Origin of the sequence: Shimia litoralis (assembly GCF_005518135.1) — a bacterium.
GTDB lineage: Bacteria > Pseudomonadota > Alphaproteobacteria > Rhodobacterales > Rhodobacteraceae > Shimia_E > Shimia_E litoralis.
Genome location: NZ_SULI01000003.1, coordinates 18,683 through 35,702 on the forward strand (window position 1 = coordinate 18,683; position 17,020 = coordinate 35,702).

The following is a 17,020-nucleotide window of genomic DNA, read 5'->3' on the forward strand; positions in this document are numbered from 1 at the left end:
ACGCGTATGCATTGTGCAGCGCGGGAAATGAAATTGGCCCCCGCGACATTTCTGTATGTGATCCTTTCGTGACATATGACCCCGGACCCCTTAAGAGAGGCCGTGCACGCCACTCGGATTCGGAGCCACTCGCCTTGTCCATCCATATGCCACCTGCCCACCCGTTTGATGATGATAAACTGAAAGAGGAGTGCGGCGTTTTCGGCGTTGTCGGCTTAGCCGATGCAGCCAATTTCGTCGCCCTTGGGCTGCATGCATTGCAGCACCGCGGTCAAGAAGCCGGCGGAATCGTCTGTCATCATCCCGAACACGGTTTCAATAGCGCCCGCCGCTTTGGATATGTCCGTGATAACTTCACCAAAGAAAGCTTGATGAAAACTCTGCCGGGGCCACTTGCGATCGGTCACGTGCGGTATTCCACTGCGGGATCCAAAGGCGCGGTCATTCGAGACGTCCAGCCGTTCTTTGGCGAGTTTTCAATGGGCGGTGCTGCCATTGCGCACAATGGCAACATCACCAACGCCATTTCGCTGCGCAAAGAACTGATCGAGCGCGGATCGATTTTCCAATCCAGCTCTGACAGCGAATGCATCATTCACCTGATGGCACGTTCTTTGCAACGCAACATTCCCGAGCGGATGCAAGATGCCCTGCGCCGCGTCGAAGGTGCGTTCTCGATTGTGGCCATGACCCGTACCAAATTGATTGGCGTACGTGACCCGCTGGGGGTTCGCCCCTTGGTGTTGGGCAAAGTCGGTGACGGCTGGGTTCTGTCGTCTGAAACCTGTGCCTTGGATATCATCGGTGCCGAATTGGTCCGCGAAATCGAACCGGGCGAGATGGTCGTTATCACCGAAAACGAAGGCGTCGAAAGCCACTTTCCGTTCCGCCCGCAACCGTCCAAGTTCTGCATTTTCGAGCACGTCTATTTCTCGCGCCCCGATAGCATCATTGGTGGGCAGTCGGTGTATGAAACCCGCCGCCAAATCGGCGTTGAACTGGCTCGCGAAAATCCGGTGGACGCAGACTTGGTGTGTGCAGTACCTGACTCGGGCACACCCGCTGCCATTGGCTTTAGCCAAGAAAGCGGCATTCCCTTTGCCATGGGCATTGTGCGCAACCAGTATATGGGCCGTACATTCATCGAGCCCACAGAGCAAATTCGCAACATGGGTGTGCGCCTTAAGCTGAACGTGAACCGGTCCTTGATCAAAGGCAAACGCGTCATTCTGGTCGATGACTCGGTTGTGCGCGGCACCACAAGCCGCAAGATCAAAGAAATGATCTTGGATGCAGGTGCTGCAGAAGTGCATTTCAGAATTGCGTCCCCGCCCACAGCTTGGCCATGTTTTTATGGTGTCGACACGCCACAGCGCGACAAGCTGTTGGCTGCAACCATGACAGAAGACCAAATGGCAGAACATCTGTCGGTGGACAGTCTCAAGTTCATTTCGCTGGACGGTCTGTACCGTGCCGCGGGCGAAGCTCAAGGCCGCAAAAATGATTGCCCGCAATATTGTGATGCGTGTTTCTCGGGGGAATATCCCGTTGCACCGTCTGATATGATCGACAAAGGGTTTGAAGTGAAAGCCGCTGAATGACCATGTGGCCTGAACTTCCCAAAGATGTTCAGGCCGTTGTGCGTTCGTGGCCTTCTGCGGCTCAATCTCATTTCTATACATTGCGCGACATCCTTTGGGGTGTCGCTGCAGCTGATCCTGCTATTGGTCATCTGAGTGAAGCCCTACGATGGGGCGAACCGTCATTTTTGACCAAACAAAGCGGGTCTGGCACGACCCTTCGTATTTCGTGGTCGGCAAAACACCCTGACGACATCGGGATTTATGTGATTTGCCGGACCGATATGCTGGAACAGGTGCGTAGCCTGTATCCAGACAGTTTTCGATACGTTGGCACGCGCGGCGCAATGCTCTCGCTCAATAGCGACATCCCTGAAGACGCCGTCGCATTTTGTGGTCAGCGCGCCTTTACCTATCACCTGTCAGGATAGCCCCGCGCCATTTGCCGCTGACTCTATGCTGCATTGCGGCGTAAACTTGCCGATGCCGTGTACACCGTGCTTTTCATTCAGAACCCGCCCTGATACCTGCGCCCCTTCGCCCCCATATTGGGGTGAAACCGCGATGTATTGGATCAAGAATGAGCACCGACACCCCAAATCAAGTGGCCAAGAAAGCCACACAATCTGGCGCGCTGAAACGGAAGTCTCTGACGCTGATTGGAATTGCCGGGAGCACAGACGCGCTTCGGGCGCTGATCATGTTGCCATCTGGCAAGGTCGTGACCGCCCGCATGGGCGAGCGGTCAAGCGTGGGTCACGTCATGGGCATCAACGAAACAACCGTTGTGTTGGTGCGCGGTGGCAAGGAAATCACACTGCAGATGCCCAACTAGACAGGGTTACCTTAATCCGGCCCGCCACGTTCCTTGGCAGCAATATAGGCTGGGCGCGCCTGCATCTTGGCCACAAATGCCGCCAGTTTGGGGAATTCATCCTGACGCCCTTGTCTCAATGCTATTTCGGCCGGAAAGCTCAGCATGATGTCGACAGCCGACAAATCATCCAACACAAAATGACCTGACGGGCGCAAAACCTGCTCCATATAGGCATAGTGCGCATCAAGTTGTTGCGAAATGCGCGGTGTCAGCGGCGCACCGGCCTCGCCCAATATTCCCACATACAACCCAAGCAGAATGGGTGTCATAACGGAGCCTTCGGCGAAATGCATCAGCTCGAGATGCGAGATATATGCATCGGAGTCAGCAGGCGGGACCATTTCGGGACCAAATCGCGCGCACAGTAATTCTACGATTGCAGCAGACTCGACCACAAGACGCCCGTCGATTTCGATCATCGGCGATTTCCCAAGCGGATGAAGCTCAAGCAGCTCTGGCGGGGCTAGGTTGGTCACTGGGTTGCGCTCATAGCGTATAACTTCATACGCTTGCCCCAGTTCTTCCAACAGCCACAAAATACGATGCGACCGTGACCGGTTCAAATGATGGACTTTGATCATCTTAGTGCTTTCCTATTCCTGTGATATCTTCTGACCTAATCGTTTTCAGACGTTCCAACAGCCACCTGTCTCAAAGACGCTGCGTCATGTCTGTTGGGGTGCGAACCGGGCTTTGGGATCGCCCCCGCGTCAAAGCCCCTCTTGACCTCACGCAGAATAGATCGCAAATGAGACCTATGACCCAGAAAATTGCTCTTATCACTGGTGCCTCGCGCGGTCTTGGCGCTGCTTTGGCCGAGGCCCTCTCCTCCGACTATCACATCGTGGCCGTGGCACGCACCACTGGCGCACTGGAAGAGTTGGACGATCGCATCCAAGCCAAAGGGGGCCAAGCAACATTGGCCCCTATGGACATCTCCAACACAGACGCCATGGCGCAGCTCTGTCGCTCTATTCATGATCGGTGGGGCAAACTTGATCTGTGGATCCACACCGCAGTGCATGGCGCACCGCTTACGCCTGCAGGGCATATTGACGCCAAAGACTGGGATAAATCCGTCAGCATCAACGTCACCGCCACAGGGCGGCTTATTCCGTTCTTGTCGCCTTTGTTGGGTACGGACGGTCACGCTGTGTTTTTTGACGATCCACGAGGCGGTCAAAAGTTCTTTGGGTCGTACGGCGCAACCAAAGCCGCACAAATCGCGCTCGCACGCAGTTGGCAGGCCGAAACCACCAAAACAGGCCCGCGTGTATCAGTCGTCGAACCAAATGGCATGCCGACTGGCACCCGTGCACGGTTCTTCCCTGGCGAAGAACGCGCGCCGCTCTCTCACCCTCGCGACGAAGCCGCACGCGTTGTAAAAGACCTGTCTCTCTAAGAGGCACATATCGGGCGCTCAGCCCGATGTCGCCGCCAAGGCGCAGGGGCAAGGCCCCTGCCCGCAGCGCGACACTTCCCCCAAATGCTCGAACCAGCGCTTGCTCCGCATGCAGGCCTCCACTAGACAGGGTAAAAGACCAAGCAAGGCAGGCACATCATGCGTATTCTCATTACCAATGACGACGGCATCAACGCACCGGGTCTGCAGGTTCTGACGGACATTGCACATGATCTTGCCGGAGAGCACGGCGAAGTCTGGACCGTCGCACCCGCATTCGAACAATCCGGCGTCGGCCACTGTATCAGCTATACGCACCCGACCATGATCGCCAAAATGGGCGAACGCCGTTTTGCCGCCGAAGGAAGCCCCGCAGACTGCGTTTTGGCAGGCTTGCATGACGTCATGAAAGACTGCCCACCTGATCTGGTATTGTCGGGCGTAAATCGCGGCAATAACTCGGCTGAGAATGCGCTTTACTCTGGGACCTTGGGCGCCGCGATGGAGGCTGCGCTTCAGGGCATTCCGGCAATGGCCCTCTCGCAATACCTCGGGCCGGAGAATTATGACATCGACACCCCGTTCGAGGCCGCCGCCACGCATGGCGCTGACGTTATCCGCAAAATCCTTGCCAACACGCCACCCGAGACGTCTGACTATTGTCTGTTTTACAATGTGAACTTCCCTCCGGTGTTGTCAGGCAACGTCAAAGGCATTCGCGTCACATCACAAGGATTTCGTCAGGGCACCAGTTTCAGTGTTGAGCCACATAGTTCTCCATCAGGCCGCCGTTTTTTGTGGATCAAAGGGGGCAATCAACGCATCATGACCGCACCCGGCACGGATGCTGCGGCCAATCTGGACGGATATGTGTCGGTGACCCCGATGCGCGCTGACCTGACGGCCCACGACATGATGGACGCGCTAAAGGCAATCGAATGACAGACTCCACCGAGGCCGAACGCAAAATGCAATTTCTGTTCGCGTTGCGCAGCAAAGGCGTCACGGATGCACGCGTACTCACCGCCATGGAAAAGGTTGATCGCGGTCCGTTTATCAAGGGGCTCTTTGCCGATCGCGCGTATGAAGACACGCCACTTCCAATCGCGTGCGGCCAAACCATTTCACAACCATCAGTCGTTGGACTTATGACACAAGCGCTTGATGTTCAGCCGCGTGACAAGGTTCTCGAGGTGGGTACCGGGTCCGGATATCAGGCGGCCATTCTCAGCCAACTAGCGCGCCGAGTATACACGGTGGATCGCCACAAGCGCCTCGTACGCGAGGCACGCAGCATTTTTGAAGCCATGGATTTACACAATATCACGGCCTTCACCGCTGACGGCAGCTTTGGATTGCCAGATCAGGCCCCTTTTGATCGTATCATCGTCACCGCCGCAGCCGAAGATCCCCCGGGACCTCTGTTGGCCCAGCTCAAGATCGGCGGCATCATGATGGTTCCCGTCGGGCAGTCCGACACAGTCCAAAGCATGATCCGCGTACGGCGCCTTGAGACGGGTTTTGACTATGACGAATTGCGCCCTGTCCGTTTTGTGCCACTGATCGAAGGTCTTGGCCCCGAGAGTTGAAACGTGCGCCAACTGGCCTTATGCAGGGGCTGTACGCAGCCCCAACCACAGCCGCGCAACGCCAATACACTGTAACGAGTACCACCCGCGCCTTGCAAATCTGGTATATCAAGGCAAATTTGAGGATATCGAGATGACATTTCGCCAAAGATTCCCTGCCCGCGTCGTTTTCGCCGGCTTGGCACTTAGCGCCCTGAGCGCCTGCGAGGATGGCCTTGATCTGGATATGCGTGGCGGCTTTGGCGGCGGTTTGGACACCACCCAAGCGGCGCAATCAGCGACGGCCCCTCGACCAACGCCGGACAAACGCGGGATCATCTCTTATCCCAATTATCAGGTGGCCGTCGCGCGTCGCGGTGACACCCTGACAGATGTGGCAAACCGGATTGATGTCCCAGTAGACAAACTGGCATCCTATAATGCGCGTCGTCCCGATGACAAACTCCGCCAAGGCGAGGTCATCGCACTTCCCTATCGGGTCGCAGAACCCTCCGCGGCAACCGGCGGAACCGGTGTGGTGACAGCGCCGTCTGACGTCGATGTCGCGGCCTTGGCTGGCGGCGCGATTGACAGCGCTCAAACCGGCATCAGCACCTCGCAGTTACAGCCGGCACCAAAAGATGCGCCAAAGGGCGAGACCGGATTTGAACCCATCCGGCACAAGGTGAAGCGTGGCGAAACCGCATTTACCATCTCACGCCTGTATAATGTGTCCGTGCGCTCTTTGGCTGACTGGAATGGTCTGGATAGCAACTTTACGATCCGTGAAAATCAGATTTTGCTAATTCCGCCCGCAAACGCTACTGGAAAGTCCAGTGGAACTGCTGCTGCTGCGGCCGGCGCCGCAGGGGTCGCTGCGACCACTGTGCCAGGCCAAGGCACCCCAACGCCGACCCCGCCAAGCGCGACCAAACCGTTGCCGCAACAAACCACGGCGCCAGTGGTGCCGCCTGCCCCCGATCTGGGAAAAACCCAGACCAAAACGACGTCCAAGATGGGCTATCCGGTGGACGGCAAAATCATCCGCCCATATTCTAAAGGCAAAAACAACGGGATCGACATTACAGCGCCCGCTGGAACATCTGTTAAAGCCGCCAAAGATGGCAAAGTCGCCGCAATCACCACCGACTCGGATAATGTCAAAATTGTTGTGCTACGCCACTCAGACAATCTGATGACGGTATATTATAATGTCGAAGGTGTAAAAGTCGCCAAAGGTGCCAAGGTGAAACGCGGGCAAGCTTTGGCTGTCATTCCCAAAAAGGATAACTTTGTGCATTTCGAAGTCCGCAAAGGCTTCGATAGCATCGATCCAATGCCCTATCTGAAATAGAGTTCACGACGCCCGCTAGTTAAGTGCGCAACGTCGCGGACTGCGACCAAAGCCATGCGACGGCCACAAAGTGGCCCGAGCGCAGCTTTAGCGCCCTTCGGGATAGTGTGAAACAGCCCGCGCAGCTCAGATTTTCACGCCACTGCGACCAGCAAGATCCGTAAAATACTGCCACGCGACACGGCCAGACCGCGCCCCCCGCGTGGCTTGCCATTCAATGGCTTCCGCACGCAGTTGCTCTGGTGAAATGTTCACCCCATACGCAGTACAATACCCCTGGATCATCTCCAGGTACTCGTCTTGCGAACATGGATGGAACCCAAGCCAAAGCCCAAACCGGTCCGACAAGGATACTTTTTCCTCAACCGCTTCGGACGGGTTGATCGCAGAGCCGCGTTCATTTTCAATCATATCACGCGGCATCAGGTGGCGGCGGTTTGATGTGGCATAGAACACGACATTCTCCGGTCGTCCCTCGATGCCCCCGTCCAGCACCGCCTTAAGGCTCTTGTAATGCTGGTCATCGTGGGAAAATGACAGATCATCACAAAACAGCAGAAACCGTTCTGATCGATCCCGCAGCACCTGCAACAGACGTGATACGCTTGGTAAATCCTCGCGCTGTAGTTCAACGATCTTCAGCTCATGGCCCTGGTTAAGCACCTCGGCATGGACCGCTTTGACAAGGCTAGACTTGCCCATGCCGCGCGCCCCCCAAAGAAGAGCGTTATTGGCTGGCAACCCGCGCGCAAATTGAAGCGTGTTTTCCAACAAGGTGTCACGCGAGCGGTTCACCCCGATCAACAACCCAATATCGACACGGCTGACGCTTGGCACAGGCACCAGCCGATCAGGATCCACATGCCAGACAAACGCATTCACATCGTCAAAGGCTGGAACGGCAAGCGGCGCCGGAGACAGTCTCTCCAGCGCCGCAGCGATACGCTTCAATGATTTACTTTTCATTCTCATCCTCGTCGAATTCCTTCATCAAAGGATCATCGAACTCTTCTTCATCTTCATCGTCATAATACCCCTCGGCCCGCAGCTTGGCCTCACGTTTGACCTCTACACGTGCAACCAAAAAGATCGAAACCTCGTAGAGCCCATAGACAACCACAAACAAGATGATCTGGGTGATCACATCAGGTGGCGTCACCAAAGCCGCCAAGACCAAAATCGCGATCACGGCATACTTACGGACAGATTTCAAACCTTCGGCGCTGACAAGACCCGCCTTGCCCATCAAGGTCAAGAGCACTGGCAATTGGAAACATAGGCCAAAGGCCACGATGAACTTGATGGTCAGGTTCAGATATTCTTGGGCGGAACCTTGGAACACCACGCTCAGGGGTGCAGCATTTGCGCCCCCTTCTGCAACAGCTTCGCCTTGCCCACCAAATTGTTGGAAACCAAGGAAAAAGTCATAGGCCAGTGGTGTCACAACAAAGAATGCGAATGACGCCCCCAGAAGGAACATAAAGGGGGATGCGATCATAAAGGGCAGAAACGCACCTTTTTCGTTTTTGTACAACCCGGGTGCCACAAAGCGCCACATCTGAAGCCCGATATAGGGAAACGACAGGATAAAGCCCCCCAATAGCGAGACTTTGATGGCGACAAAGAAGCCTTCTTGCGGGCTGATAAAGATAAGGTCGCAATCCTGACCACGCTCAGCCAACACCGAACACAGGGGGTTGGTCAGAAAGTTAAAGATCGGCGTTGCGACAGTAAAGCAAATGATCATCCCGATCAGGAACGCCACCACAGAGTGGATCAACCGGTTCCGCAGCTCCGCCAGATGCTCAATCAGCGGTGCACTGCTGTCTTCCATCTCGTCGGTGGTGCTCATGCTTTATCCTTCGCCGCTGGCGATTTTGCCGCAGATTTCTTGGCCTTAGCCGGTGTTGCGCCAGGTTTTGCGGATTTCGCCGCTGCTTTGCTCGGTGCCTTGGTTGCAGCCTTTTTTGCCGCAGGTTTGCGCGCGGCTGGCTTCTTGGCGGCGGACTTCGTCGCAGCTTTCTTTTTGGGCGCAGGTTTGGGGTCGGAAGGCACCGCGCCATCTGTCTCAGACGCTTGTGCTGCGCTGGCCTCCTCGGCCGCCTTAGCCTCGGCATCAAGACGCTCTTGGGCCTTTTTGGCTGTGGCCTCTCGGATTTTACGTGCATCCTCTGCCCGCTCTGCAGCAAGCTTCCCGGTCGCGCTTTCTGGATCAAGGCCCAGGTCTGTCGCCGATTTCATCGCATCCTGCGCGGCATCTGTGGCCGCCTTCATCGGATTGGACATCTTGTTCAATCCATCTGTGGCGCTTTTGAATGTGTTGGTCACATCACTCATGCCGGATTGATCCGCGGCCTGATTCATCGCGCTGGTGAACTCACGCGCCATGCCCTTGGCCTTGCCAACAAAGCGCCCCACCTGACGAAACATCACAGGCAAATCCTTGGGACCCACAACAATCAGGGCCACAATTCCAATCACCAATAGCTCGGTCCAACCAAGATCAAACATACCCGTTCAATCCCCTGATCAGACTTTGTCTTTTTCGTCTTCCGGCGTCACGTCCTTGGCGGCATCAGCAGTGTCCTGATCCAACTCGGCTTGGCCTTCGTTGATACCCTTTTTGAAAGATGTGATGCCTTTGCCCACTTCGCCCATCAAAGACGAAATTTTGCCGCGCCCGAATAGAACCAGCACAACAACAGCGATCAGCAGAAGGCCTGGCAGGCCGATATTGTTCAACATGAGTAGTCTCCCTTGCGTCGAATGTAACCCGTGCACATTCGGTAAATGACCCGTCATATCTAGCCCTTCACGCACAGAACGAAAAGCGCCAAACTCGGTCAGTTCACCTGTTTTGGAGTTGTTTTTTGACTGACTTCTGTCAACAGCTTGTCAGTTGACAGAATTTTGTCAGTAATAGCCGAGAAACCTCAAGAGAATCACCAAATGAAACGTTCTGACCGGCTCTATGCACTAATTGAGATCCTCAAAGACGGGGATTTGCACCGTGCCGAAGACATGGCCAGCCAGCTCAAGGTATCTGTGCGCACAATTTACCGCGACATGGACACACTGGCGGCCAGCGGCATTCCTGTCGAAGGCGAACGTGGCGCCGGATATTCGGCACGTGCGGCCATCACCCTGCCCCCGCTCAACCTGACGGAAACCGAGCTGGAGGCCCTACACCTTGGACTTGCAGCCGTAGGCAACGGCGTAGACGGCGCATTGCGCACTGCCGCCGAAAGCCTGTCGGCCAAAATTGATGCCGTGCTTCCCGAGGACCGCCACGGCGCGCCGAAATCATTTGGCTTTGCCGTATATCCCTTTGCCGACGCGGCCCAAGGGTTTCGGCATTTGGCGCCGTTACGCGCGGCCATCCGAAACCGTCAAAAGCTTCGTGTGACGTTACAAGACACTACGGTTCAGGATGTGCGCCCACTCAAGCTCGACTATTGGGGGCGCGTATGGACCTGCCTGGTATGGTCGGACAGTTCGGAGAGTTTTCTGACGCTGCGCGCGGATCAAATCGAGAAACTCGTAATACTTCCGGGTCTGTTTGTGGATGAACCGGGTAAGCGGCTCAGAGATTTTGACGCCAATGCCACTTGAGGCGGGTCAAGGCCGCGCCATCACGATCATGGTATACTTGGGACATCCCAACCAAGAGGTGATCCATGCGAACTTTGATCAGTATGACAGGTGTAATGCTCGCGCTTGCCGCCCCCGTCGGTGCCCAACAGTTGTGCGACACGTCATCGGGGACGCAAGCATATGACTATCAATCTATTTGCGTCAGCAGTGCCCTCGCGCCGCAATCAGGGAACCGATATGACATCCGCTCGCTGCGTGACTCGGATTCGCGCACAGCATGGTGTGAAGGCCGTTCAGGGCATGGGATCGGCGAAACGATCTCGTTTGATTATCGATTTGCTGGCCCCCTAAACACAATCTGGATCAGCAACGGTTATGCCAAATCGAGCAAATCGTTCACATCAAACAGTCGCGTCAAAGACATCACTGTGCACTTTTGGGCCCAAGACGATATGGAACGCCGCACCATGTCCTATCGTCTCGAGGATCATGGCGTAGAACAGCCAATTCCGCTGCCTTGGTCGCACCTGCAACCGCGCAGCATTCAGATCGTCATCGACAGCGTCTATCCGGGGACACGGTGGCAAGACACTTGTGTCAACGAGATTTGGCCTGACTGGGGTATGTAAGCAAACCGCTTATTTGGCGGGAAATACAAAACACCGATCCCGCCGGATTGTCAGCCACAACGGAGTATCGATGGCTGGCAAAAAGACGTTGGGCACCGTCGCAGTAAGGGTTGAATTGTCATAGTCCATACGGAACTCGACAAGGCTCTCGTTGCCCATGAATCTTGCGCGCGTCACAATCCCGCGTGCAGCAACACCATCGGTGGCGGTGGGCAGCGGCCCCTTGCCGCCGCGATCGAAGTCAAGCTTGAGGTGCTGAGGTCGAATAACGATGTCAACTTCGGCACCATCCGCAAGCCCGGGTGTCAAGAATTGGCCAAAAGGCGTATCTGTCAAAGCCCCGTTGCTGGTTCCTTTGATGACATTGACGTCGCTGAAAAACGCCACGGCCTCTCTGTCTGCAGGTGCATTATAAATGTTATATGGCGCGCCTTGTTGAACAATTTTCCCGCCACGCATCAATGCAATTTCGTCGGCCATACGCATGGCCTCTTCTGGCTCATGTGTCACAAGCATCACTGCGGTGTCTTCTTCTTTGAGCAGGGCCAGAGTTTGATCCCGGATGGCATCCCTCAAGCGGTTATCCAACCCCGAGAACGGCTCGTCCATCAACATGATCCGGGGACGCGGTGCCAAGGCCCGCGCCAAGGCGACCCTCTGCTGCTCGCCCCCTGACAAAACATGCGGATAATCGTTGATGGCCCAGCTCAGCCCCACTTTGTCTAACAGCTCACTCACACGCGCGCGTTTCACCTCTTTGGACCCAGAAAGCCCAAAGGCCACGTTGTCTGCCACGCTCAGGTGAGGAAACAGCGCAAAATCCTGAAACATCAATCCGATGTGCCGCCGCTCGGGGGGAATGCGAAACACGGTGTCGCAAATCAGCTGGCCATCAACATAGATTTCGCCGCTGTCTTGCATATCAACACCGGCAATCATGCGCAGCGTTGTGGATTTTCCACACCCGGACGGCCCCAACAGACACGTCACATGTCCGGGCTGAATGCTCAGAGAGACGTCATCCACCACCATGCGATCGCCAAAGCGGCGCTTGAGGTTGCGGATTTCAAGTCTTGGGGGAACAGTTGTCACAAGGGCCTCGCGCTATGTCCGATGGAAACCATCGGATTTCCTGATCTCTACCAGCCCCCCTTTTGGGCTGCAACCATTCGCGCCTCTGTTATGGGTACGAAGTTTATCAAGATTAGCCAATCGCGGGCACCAGTTCAAACGCGACTTCATCCAAGACACGTCCATTTACCTGAATGGCCACCGTATGGGGTCCCGGATACAGCCGAAACGTGGTCGCGTCACCTTTAAGGGGATGCTTCTTGGTCAAGAGAACCTGTCCGTTTTTCGGCAGTTTGGTTTGCTTAAGCTTAAACACCTTTTCACCGGCTCCCCCTTTGGGGCGGTGAAAGCGCAAAATATAATCAACCATCACCGGCACGTCGTGAGGTGCATCAGTGGCAAGCGTCAGAGAAATTTCAAGTGCCGATCCGATCGGCACGCGTGTTTCTGCGAGGACCAAAGATGCCACTTTGGCGGGGGCGTCTGCGTGAAACCCCAGCAACTCGAGAGCCCCGACATGCCCTTGTTTGACCAGCGTGCGCAAAGCATGACGGGTCATCCAATCCAGCTCCTTTGAGACCTGACGCCCTTGCGTGCGCCAATCGCGCAATGTGGCCACCACCAGATCGCCGTCGAACTTGGCAATATCATTCAAATGGTTGGCAACCGAACGGGTCACAAACCGAGTGGAATCCGCATGCAATGTCGTGAGGAATGGCAACGGCACAAGCGGATCCAAGGTGATCTTTTTGGCCCACGGCAGCTTGGGCCGTGTGCCTTCGCTGACAAGTCGACGCACGTGATAATTTTCATCCGTCGCCCACTGAGACAATCGCGCAAGCGTGTCCTCGGGCCAACGGTCCAAAAACGGACGGATATAGAACTCCATAGAAAACCGCTGTGTCGCCTCGTGCAGCAAATCCAAGGCACGGCTTGCGTGGGTTTCGAGCCCATGACGCACAGCCAAAATTCCGGGTACTGCATGGATAAAGCGGCCAAAATCGTCGTCACGCAGCGTGGGATCAAGGCGATCCGGCATCGCCGCCTCAAGCTGCGACGCCATCGTTGGAAAATCGCTCGCAAGACGTTTCTCGACGCAATCGGCGATCCAGTCCAGCCGCGCCATCAGCTCCCGGCCTTCCAGACCGGCCAAGACCTCGGCCAGAAAAGGCTGTGCATCAAAATCGGGCAAGGCGGCAGAATACTCTGCCGCCAAATCACCCAAAGTCGATGCATTGAACAGTTGATCTTTTAGTGAAAAGCCTTGCGCCATGGTGACCTACATCGTTGAGTTTGTGGCGCCGCCATCCAAAAGCCAATTCTGTCCCACAACAAATCCGGCGTGTTGCGAACAGAGAAAGGCACATGTCGCACCAAATTCCTGCCGCGTCCCATATCGGCCCGCAGGAATCGTAGCACATCGGGCAGCCTTGGCATCATCCATAGAAATGCCCTGCGCCTGACTGACACCTGTGTCCAACGACACCGCCCGATCCGTCGCATGAATGCCCGGTTGCAGATTGTTGATGGTGACGCCTGATCCCGCGACCTGACGGGCGGTGCCGGCGACATATCCAGTCAGACCCGCGCGCGCCGAATTCGACAACCCCAGAACCGCGATTGGCGCTTTGACCGATTGGGATGTGATATTCACCACACGCCCCCACCCTTTGGCCATCATAGTCGGAAGCAGCCCTTTCATCAGGGCAATCGGCGCCAGCATATTGGCATCCAACGCCTTAATAAAATCGTCCCGCTCCCAGTCTGACCAAAGTCCAGGAGGCGGCCCGCCTGCATTTGTCACCAGAATATCAACATCACGCGCAGCTTCTAGTACCGCAGTCTGCCCGTCTGCAGTGGTCACGTCTGCCGCAACCGTCACCACATCAACGCCAAACCGTGATCGGATATCATCTGCGGATGCGTCGAGCGCTTCAGCCCCGCGCGCATTCATTATCAAATCAACACCCGCTTCTGCCAACGCCTCGGCACAGCCGAGCCCCAGACCTTTGGATGATGCGCACACCAGCGCACGTTTGCCACGAATTCCCAAATCCATCGTATTCTCCCTACCTTTGTGAACACCTAATGCCTAATTTGTGGTGCGCGCCAGCAAATTGCCAATCGGTTGGCCTGAATTGGTCACAATTTTCAGTACCCTCTTGATTACACCCTTACAAAAGTGAGATTGTCCACGAATGTCCAATGACCTGCAACAAACATCCCTGCCCGCTCAGCGGCTGCCGGTCTATCGTGCAGATAGACTGCGTGTGACGGATGGCGCCAATCTTGGCGATGCATTGTCATTTGCAGACGAATTGGTGCCGGACGACATTTACGAGTTGCGGTATCTTTCTGACATCCAAGGCTTATCTATCGAGGTTCGCGAGAGCGGCCAGTTCATCATCAGCCCCGAGAGTTCCTTGGGTACGCCCGGTGCCGGACTACACGCCGACAGTGTGCTGACATTTATGGCACCCACCGGAGAAACCGTCGAAACGCTGTTGCTTGTCGAGGTTGATACAGACGGGCATGTGGCTGATATCTATGCCGCCCCCCTCGCCCCGCTATATGTCAAAACGCCGTATTCACTTGTGGGAATTGACCGCGAAAGTGCGCGTCTGCGCATGGCCCAAATGGCCTGCGTGAGCTTTTCCTCGGGGACCCACATCACCATGGCCTCGGGAGAACAGCGCGCGATAGAGGACCTCAAGGCGGGGGATCTTGTGCTGACCCGCGATGACGGTCCGCAACCGATCCGTTGGGTCGGGCATTCAACCGTACGTGCTTTGGGCGAGTTTGCCCCCATCGTGATTACAGCTGGCACCTTGAACAACGCCGACGATCTGATCGTGAGCCCTGATCACCGCCTGTTTATTTACCAGCGCCATGACCACATCGGCGCAGGTCGCTCAGAGCTGCTGGTGCGGGCGCGGCACCTTGTGAACGGCAACACCGTGTTTGTGCAAGAAGGCGGCTATGTGGATTACTTCCAACTGCTATTTGATACGCATCAGATCATCTTCGCAGAAGGCATTTCCGCAGAAACCATGCAGGCCGACACACGGACCCGCCCCGTTTTGCCCCAAGAGATCAACCAAGAACTTCCCAATGCGCATGACGCGGCCGCATCACAAGCACATCAAGCCATTGAAGTCACCGAGACCTTGTTAAAACGCCCCAACGTGGTCGATCTATTGCGGCGCGCCTCTTCAAAATAGCGCGGCCGGCAATGGCGATCAGCCTGCTCAAGCTGATCTCAATTCAAACAGGTTATTCTTCGCGCCATATTGCGCCCATTCTGCAGCGTCTCTATATGCGGTCGCATGCTTGACGTTTCATCAAACCGCCCTGACCTGCCGCCAGAAATTGCGCGGCGCCGTACGTTTGCGATTATTTCGCATCCTGATGCGGGCAAGACAACGCTGACCGAAAAGTTCCTGTTGTACGGTGGTGCGATCCAGATGGCGGGTCAAGTACGCGCCAAAGGTGAAGCACGCCGAACCCGTTCGGACTTTATGCAGATGGAAAAAGACCGCGGAATTTCGGTAAGCGCATCCGCAATGTCCTTTGATTTCAACGGCCTGCGATTTAATCTCGTCGACACACCGGGTCACTCGGACTTTTCAGAAGACACGTATCGCACGCTCACTGCCGTCGACGCGGCCGTTATGGTCATCGATGGCGCAAAAGGTGTAGAAAGCCAAACGCAGAAACTCTTTGAAGTTTGCCGGTTGCGTGACCTGCCGATCCTGACATTCTGTAACAAGATGGATCGCGAAAGCCGTGATACGTTTGAGATCATTGATGAAATTCAAGAAAACCTCGCGATTGACGTAACTCCTGCGTCTTGGCCAATTGGGACCGGCAAAGAATTTGTCGGCTGCTATGATCTGCTGCGGGATCGTCTGGAATTGATGGACCGTGCGGATCGGAACAAAATTGCAGAAACCATAGAAATCAACGGTCTTGATGACCCCAAGCTTTCTGAACATGTCCCCGCGCATTTGCTGGACCAGTTCCTTGAAGAAATCGAGATGGCGCGCGAATTGCTGCCCACACTTGACCCGCAAGCCGTGCTTGAAGGTCATATGACACCGATTTGGTTTGGTTCTGCGATCAATTCCTTTGGCGTCAAAGAGCTTATGGACGGGATCGGCCGTTATGGGCCGCAACCTCAGGTTCAATCTGCCAGCCCGCGCAACATTTCCCCTGAAGAAACCAAAGTTTCGGGGTTTGTATTCAAGGTTCAGGCCAATATGGACCCCAAACATCGCGACCGCGTGGCGTTTGTGCGTATGGCGGCCGGGCACTTTAAACGCGGCATGAAACTCACCCATGTGCGCACGAAAAAGCCGATGGCCATTTCAAATCCTGTGTTGTTTTTGGCATCGGATCGCGAACTCGCAGAAGAGGCATGGGCCGGAGATATCATTGGTATTCCCAACCATGGGCAATTGCGGATCGGTGACACCCTAACCGAAGGTGAAGCGCTGCGCGTCAGTGGCATTCCCTCCTTCGCCCCAGAGCTTTTGCAAGGTGTACGCGCGGGCGACCCGCTTAAGGCCAAGCACCTGGAAAAAGCCTTGATGCAGTTCGCGGAAGAAGGTGCTGCCAAAGTCTTTAAGCCCTCGATCGGATCCGGCTTTATTGTCGGCGTCGTGGGGCAACTGCAGTTTGAGGTACTGGCCAGCCGTATCGAGATGGAATACGGGCTGCCCGTGCGGTTTGAACAAAGCCAGTTCACATCGGCAAGATGGGTGAGCGGTGATGCGCAAGCTGTTGATAAATTTACAAATACCAACAAGCAGCACATCGCACTCGACAATGATGGGGACATCGTGTTTCTGACACGCCTGCAGTGGGATATCGATCGCGTGGCCAGAGACTATCCAGACGTTGTCTTGACGGCGACCAAGGAAATGATGGTCTAAAGATTTGGGTA

The 17,020-nt window shown here is 55.5% G+C and carries 19 protein-coding genes; 11 read left to right on the top strand and 8 right to left on the bottom strand.

Annotated elements, in window-relative coordinates:
- Window positions 1-146: 146 nt before the first annotated feature.
- The 3 genes from purF to FAP39_RS03570 all read left to right on the top strand — a co-directional run bounded on the left by purF (window position 147) and on the right by FAP39_RS03570 (window position 2,415).
- A complete protein-coding gene (gene purF / locus FAP39_RS03560; RefSeq protein ID WP_138015273.1) occupies window positions 147-1,601 on the top strand; it encodes an amidophosphoribosyltransferase in 1,455 nt (484 codons plus the stop codon).
- Window positions 1,598-2,011, top strand: a complete 414-nt coding sequence (locus FAP39_RS03565; protein ID WP_138015014.1) for a hypothetical protein — start codon at window positions 1,598-1,600, stop codon at window positions 2,009-2,011. The genes purF and FAP39_RS03565 overlap by 4 nt, the downstream gene beginning before the upstream one ends.
- Before the next feature lie 149 nt (window positions 2,012-2,160).
- Window positions 2,161-2,415 (top strand): hypothetical protein, encoded by a 255-nt coding sequence (locus tag FAP39_RS03570; RefSeq protein ID WP_138015015.1) that lies wholly within the window; start codon window positions 2,161-2,163, stop codon window positions 2,413-2,415.
- Between the two features lie 11 nt (window positions 2,416-2,426).
- On the opposite strand, the gene FAP39_RS03575 is transcribed toward FAP39_RS03570, so the two are convergent.
- A complete protein-coding gene (locus FAP39_RS03575) occupies window positions 2,427-3,038 on the bottom strand; it encodes a glutathione S-transferase family protein (protein WP_138015016.1) in 612 nt (203 codons plus the stop codon).
- Window positions 3,039-3,214: 176 nt separating this feature from the next.
- Here FAP39_RS03575 and FAP39_RS03580 point away from each other — a divergent pair, with 176 nt between their 5' ends.
- The 4 genes from FAP39_RS03580 to FAP39_RS03595 all read left to right on the top strand — a co-directional run bounded on the left by FAP39_RS03580 (window position 3,215) and on the right by FAP39_RS03595 (window position 6,781).
- Window positions 3,215-3,859: an SDR family NAD(P)-dependent oxidoreductase gene (locus tag FAP39_RS03580; RefSeq protein ID WP_138015017.1), complete on the top strand. Its 645-nt coding sequence runs from the start codon at window positions 3,215-3,217 to the stop codon at window positions 3,857-3,859.
- A 159-nt stretch (window positions 3,860-4,018) separates the two neighbouring features.
- Window positions 4,019-4,801, top strand: coding sequence for a 5'/3'-nucleotidase SurE (surE, locus tag FAP39_RS03585; protein WP_138015018.1), 783 nt, complete (start codon window positions 4,019-4,021; stop codon window positions 4,799-4,801).
- Complete coding sequence (locus tag FAP39_RS03590; protein WP_138015019.1) at window positions 4,798-5,448, top strand: protein-L-isoaspartate(D-aspartate) O-methyltransferase; 651 nt, start codon at window positions 4,798-4,800, stop codon at window positions 5,446-5,448. The genes surE and FAP39_RS03590 overlap by 4 nt, the downstream gene beginning before the upstream one ends.
- Before the next feature lie 133 nt (window positions 5,449-5,581).
- Entirely contained in the window at window positions 5,582-6,781 is a 1,200-nt protein-coding gene (locus tag FAP39_RS03595; RefSeq protein WP_138015020.1) for a LysM peptidoglycan-binding domain-containing M23 family metallopeptidase, read from the top strand.
- A gap of 126 nt (window positions 6,782-6,907) precedes the next feature.
- On the opposite strand, the gene FAP39_RS03600 is transcribed toward FAP39_RS03595, so the two are convergent.
- The 4 genes from FAP39_RS03600 to FAP39_RS03615 are packed head-to-tail and all read right to left on the bottom strand — an operon-like array spanning window position 6,908 to window position 9,526.
- A complete protein-coding gene (locus FAP39_RS03600; protein ID WP_138015021.1) occupies window positions 6,908-7,747 on the bottom strand; it encodes an ATP-binding protein in 840 nt (279 codons plus the stop codon).
- The gene (gene tatC, locus FAP39_RS03605; protein WP_138015022.1) at window positions 7,737-8,633 is read right to left on the bottom strand and encodes a twin-arginine translocase subunit TatC; all 897 of its coding nucleotides are present in this window, start codon (window positions 8,631-8,633) and stop codon (window positions 7,737-7,739) included. Before tatC ends, FAP39_RS03600 begins: the two co-directional genes overlap by 11 nt.
- Window positions 8,630-9,292 carry a Sec-independent protein translocase protein TatB gene (gene tatB / locus FAP39_RS03610; RefSeq protein ID WP_138015023.1) on the bottom strand — a complete coding sequence of 221 codons (663 nt, stop codon included), beginning with the start codon at window positions 9,290-9,292 and terminating at the stop codon, window positions 8,630-8,632. The genes tatC and tatB overlap by 4 nt, the downstream gene beginning before the upstream one ends.
- Before the next feature lie 18 nt (window positions 9,293-9,310).
- A complete protein-coding gene (locus FAP39_RS03615) occupies window positions 9,311-9,526 on the bottom strand; it encodes a twin-arginine translocase TatA/TatE family subunit (RefSeq protein ID WP_138015024.1) in 216 nt (71 codons plus the stop codon).
- 204 nt (window positions 9,527-9,730) lie between these two features.
- Here FAP39_RS03615 and FAP39_RS03620 point away from each other — a divergent pair, with 204 nt between their 5' ends.
- Together FAP39_RS03620 and FAP39_RS03625 are read left to right on the top strand one after the other, a co-directional pair.
- On the top strand, window positions 9,731-10,393 hold the full coding sequence (locus tag FAP39_RS03620; protein ID WP_138015025.1) for a helix-turn-helix transcriptional regulator: 663 nt from the start codon (window positions 9,731-9,733) through the stop codon (window positions 10,391-10,393).
- A gap of 65 nt (window positions 10,394-10,458) precedes the next feature.
- Window positions 10,459-11,004 (top strand): NADase-type glycan-binding domain-containing protein, encoded by a 546-nt coding sequence (locus FAP39_RS03625; protein WP_138015026.1) that lies wholly within the window; start codon window positions 10,459-10,461, stop codon window positions 11,002-11,004.
- A 9-nt stretch (window positions 11,005-11,013) separates the two neighbouring features.
- Here FAP39_RS03625 and FAP39_RS03630 read toward each other — a convergent pair whose 3' ends face one another.
- From FAP39_RS03630 to FAP39_RS03640, 3 genes are all read right to left on the bottom strand, one after another.
- Entirely contained in the window at window positions 11,014-12,036 is a 1,023-nt protein-coding gene (locus tag FAP39_RS03630) for an ABC transporter ATP-binding protein (protein ID WP_138015274.1), read from the bottom strand.
- Between the two features lie 172 nt (window positions 12,037-12,208).
- On the bottom strand, window positions 12,209-13,348 hold the full coding sequence (locus tag FAP39_RS03635) for a hypothetical protein (protein ID WP_138015027.1): 1,140 nt from the start codon (window positions 13,346-13,348) through the stop codon (window positions 12,209-12,211).
- 6 nt (window positions 13,349-13,354) lie between these two features.
- Window positions 13,355-14,134, bottom strand: a complete 780-nt coding sequence (locus FAP39_RS03640; protein WP_138015028.1) for an SDR family oxidoreductase — start codon at window positions 14,132-14,134, stop codon at window positions 13,355-13,357.
- Between the two features lie 139 nt (window positions 14,135-14,273).
- Here FAP39_RS03640 and FAP39_RS03645 point away from each other — a divergent pair, with 139 nt between their 5' ends.
- A complete protein-coding gene (locus FAP39_RS03645; RefSeq protein WP_138015029.1) occupies window positions 14,274-15,296 on the top strand; it encodes a Hint domain-containing protein in 1,023 nt (340 codons plus the stop codon).
- 105 nt (window positions 15,297-15,401) lie between these two features.
- Window positions 15,402-17,009 carry a peptide chain release factor 3 gene (locus tag FAP39_RS03650; protein ID WP_138015030.1) on the top strand — a complete coding sequence of 536 codons (1,608 nt, stop codon included), beginning with the start codon at window positions 15,402-15,404 and terminating at the stop codon, window positions 17,007-17,009.
- Window positions 17,010-17,020 lie beyond the last annotated feature (11 nt).

What these genes read in the sequence shown, in the direction of transcription:
- purF (WP_138015273.1), top strand. Translation starts at nt 147, where the DNA reads ATGCCACCTGCCCACCCGTTTGATGATGATAAACTGAAAGAGGAGTGC.
- FAP39_RS03565 (WP_138015014.1), top strand. Translation starts at nt 1,598, where the DNA reads ATGACCATGTGGCCTGAACTTCCCAAAGATGTTCAGGCCGTTGTGCGT.
- FAP39_RS03570 (WP_138015015.1), top strand. Translation starts at nt 2,161, where the DNA reads ATGAGCACCGACACCCCAAATCAAGTGGCCAAGAAAGCCACACAATCT.
- FAP39_RS03575 (WP_138015016.1), bottom strand. Translation starts at nt 3,038, where the DNA reads ATGATCAAAGTCCATCATTTGAACCGGTCACGGTCGCATCGTATTTTG.
- FAP39_RS03580 (WP_138015017.1), top strand. Translation starts at nt 3,215, where the DNA reads ATGACCCAGAAAATTGCTCTTATCACTGGTGCCTCGCGCGGTCTTGGC.
- surE (WP_138015018.1), top strand. Translation starts at nt 4,019, where the DNA reads ATGCGTATTCTCATTACCAATGACGACGGCATCAACGCACCGGGTCTG.
- FAP39_RS03590 (WP_138015019.1), top strand. Translation starts at nt 4,798, where the DNA reads ATGACAGACTCCACCGAGGCCGAACGCAAAATGCAATTTCTGTTCGCG.
- FAP39_RS03595 (WP_138015020.1), top strand. Translation starts at nt 5,582, where the DNA reads ATGACATTTCGCCAAAGATTCCCTGCCCGCGTCGTTTTCGCCGGCTTG.
- FAP39_RS03600 (WP_138015021.1), bottom strand. Translation starts at nt 7,747, where the DNA reads ATGAAAAGTAAATCATTGAAGCGTATCGCTGCGGCGCTGGAGAGACTG.
- tatC (WP_138015022.1), bottom strand. Translation starts at nt 8,633, where the DNA reads ATGAGCACCACCGACGAGATGGAAGACAGCAGTGCACCGCTGATTGAG.
- tatB (WP_138015023.1), bottom strand. Translation starts at nt 9,292, where the DNA reads ATGTTTGATCTTGGTTGGACCGAGCTATTGGTGATTGGAATTGTGGCC.
- FAP39_RS03615 (WP_138015024.1), bottom strand. Translation starts at nt 9,526, where the DNA reads ATGTTGAACAATATCGGCCTGCCAGGCCTTCTGCTGATCGCTGTTGTT.
- FAP39_RS03620 (WP_138015025.1), top strand. Translation starts at nt 9,731, where the DNA reads ATGAAACGTTCTGACCGGCTCTATGCACTAATTGAGATCCTCAAAGAC.
- FAP39_RS03625 (WP_138015026.1), top strand. Translation starts at nt 10,459, where the DNA reads ATGCGAACTTTGATCAGTATGACAGGTGTAATGCTCGCGCTTGCCGCC.
- FAP39_RS03630 (WP_138015274.1), bottom strand. Translation starts at nt 12,036, where the DNA reads ATGGTGGTGGATGACGTCTCTCTGAGCATTCAGCCCGGACATGTGACG.
- FAP39_RS03635 (WP_138015027.1), bottom strand. Translation starts at nt 13,348, where the DNA reads ATGGCGCAAGGCTTTTCACTAAAAGATCAACTGTTCAATGCATCGACT.
- FAP39_RS03640 (WP_138015028.1), bottom strand. Translation starts at nt 14,134, where the DNA reads ATGGATTTGGGAATTCGTGGCAAACGTGCGCTGGTGTGCGCATCATCC.
- FAP39_RS03645 (WP_138015029.1), top strand. Translation starts at nt 14,274, where the DNA reads ATGTCCAATGACCTGCAACAAACATCCCTGCCCGCTCAGCGGCTGCCG.
- FAP39_RS03650 (WP_138015030.1), top strand. Translation starts at nt 15,402, where the DNA reads ATGCTTGACGTTTCATCAAACCGCCCTGACCTGCCGCCAGAAATTGCG.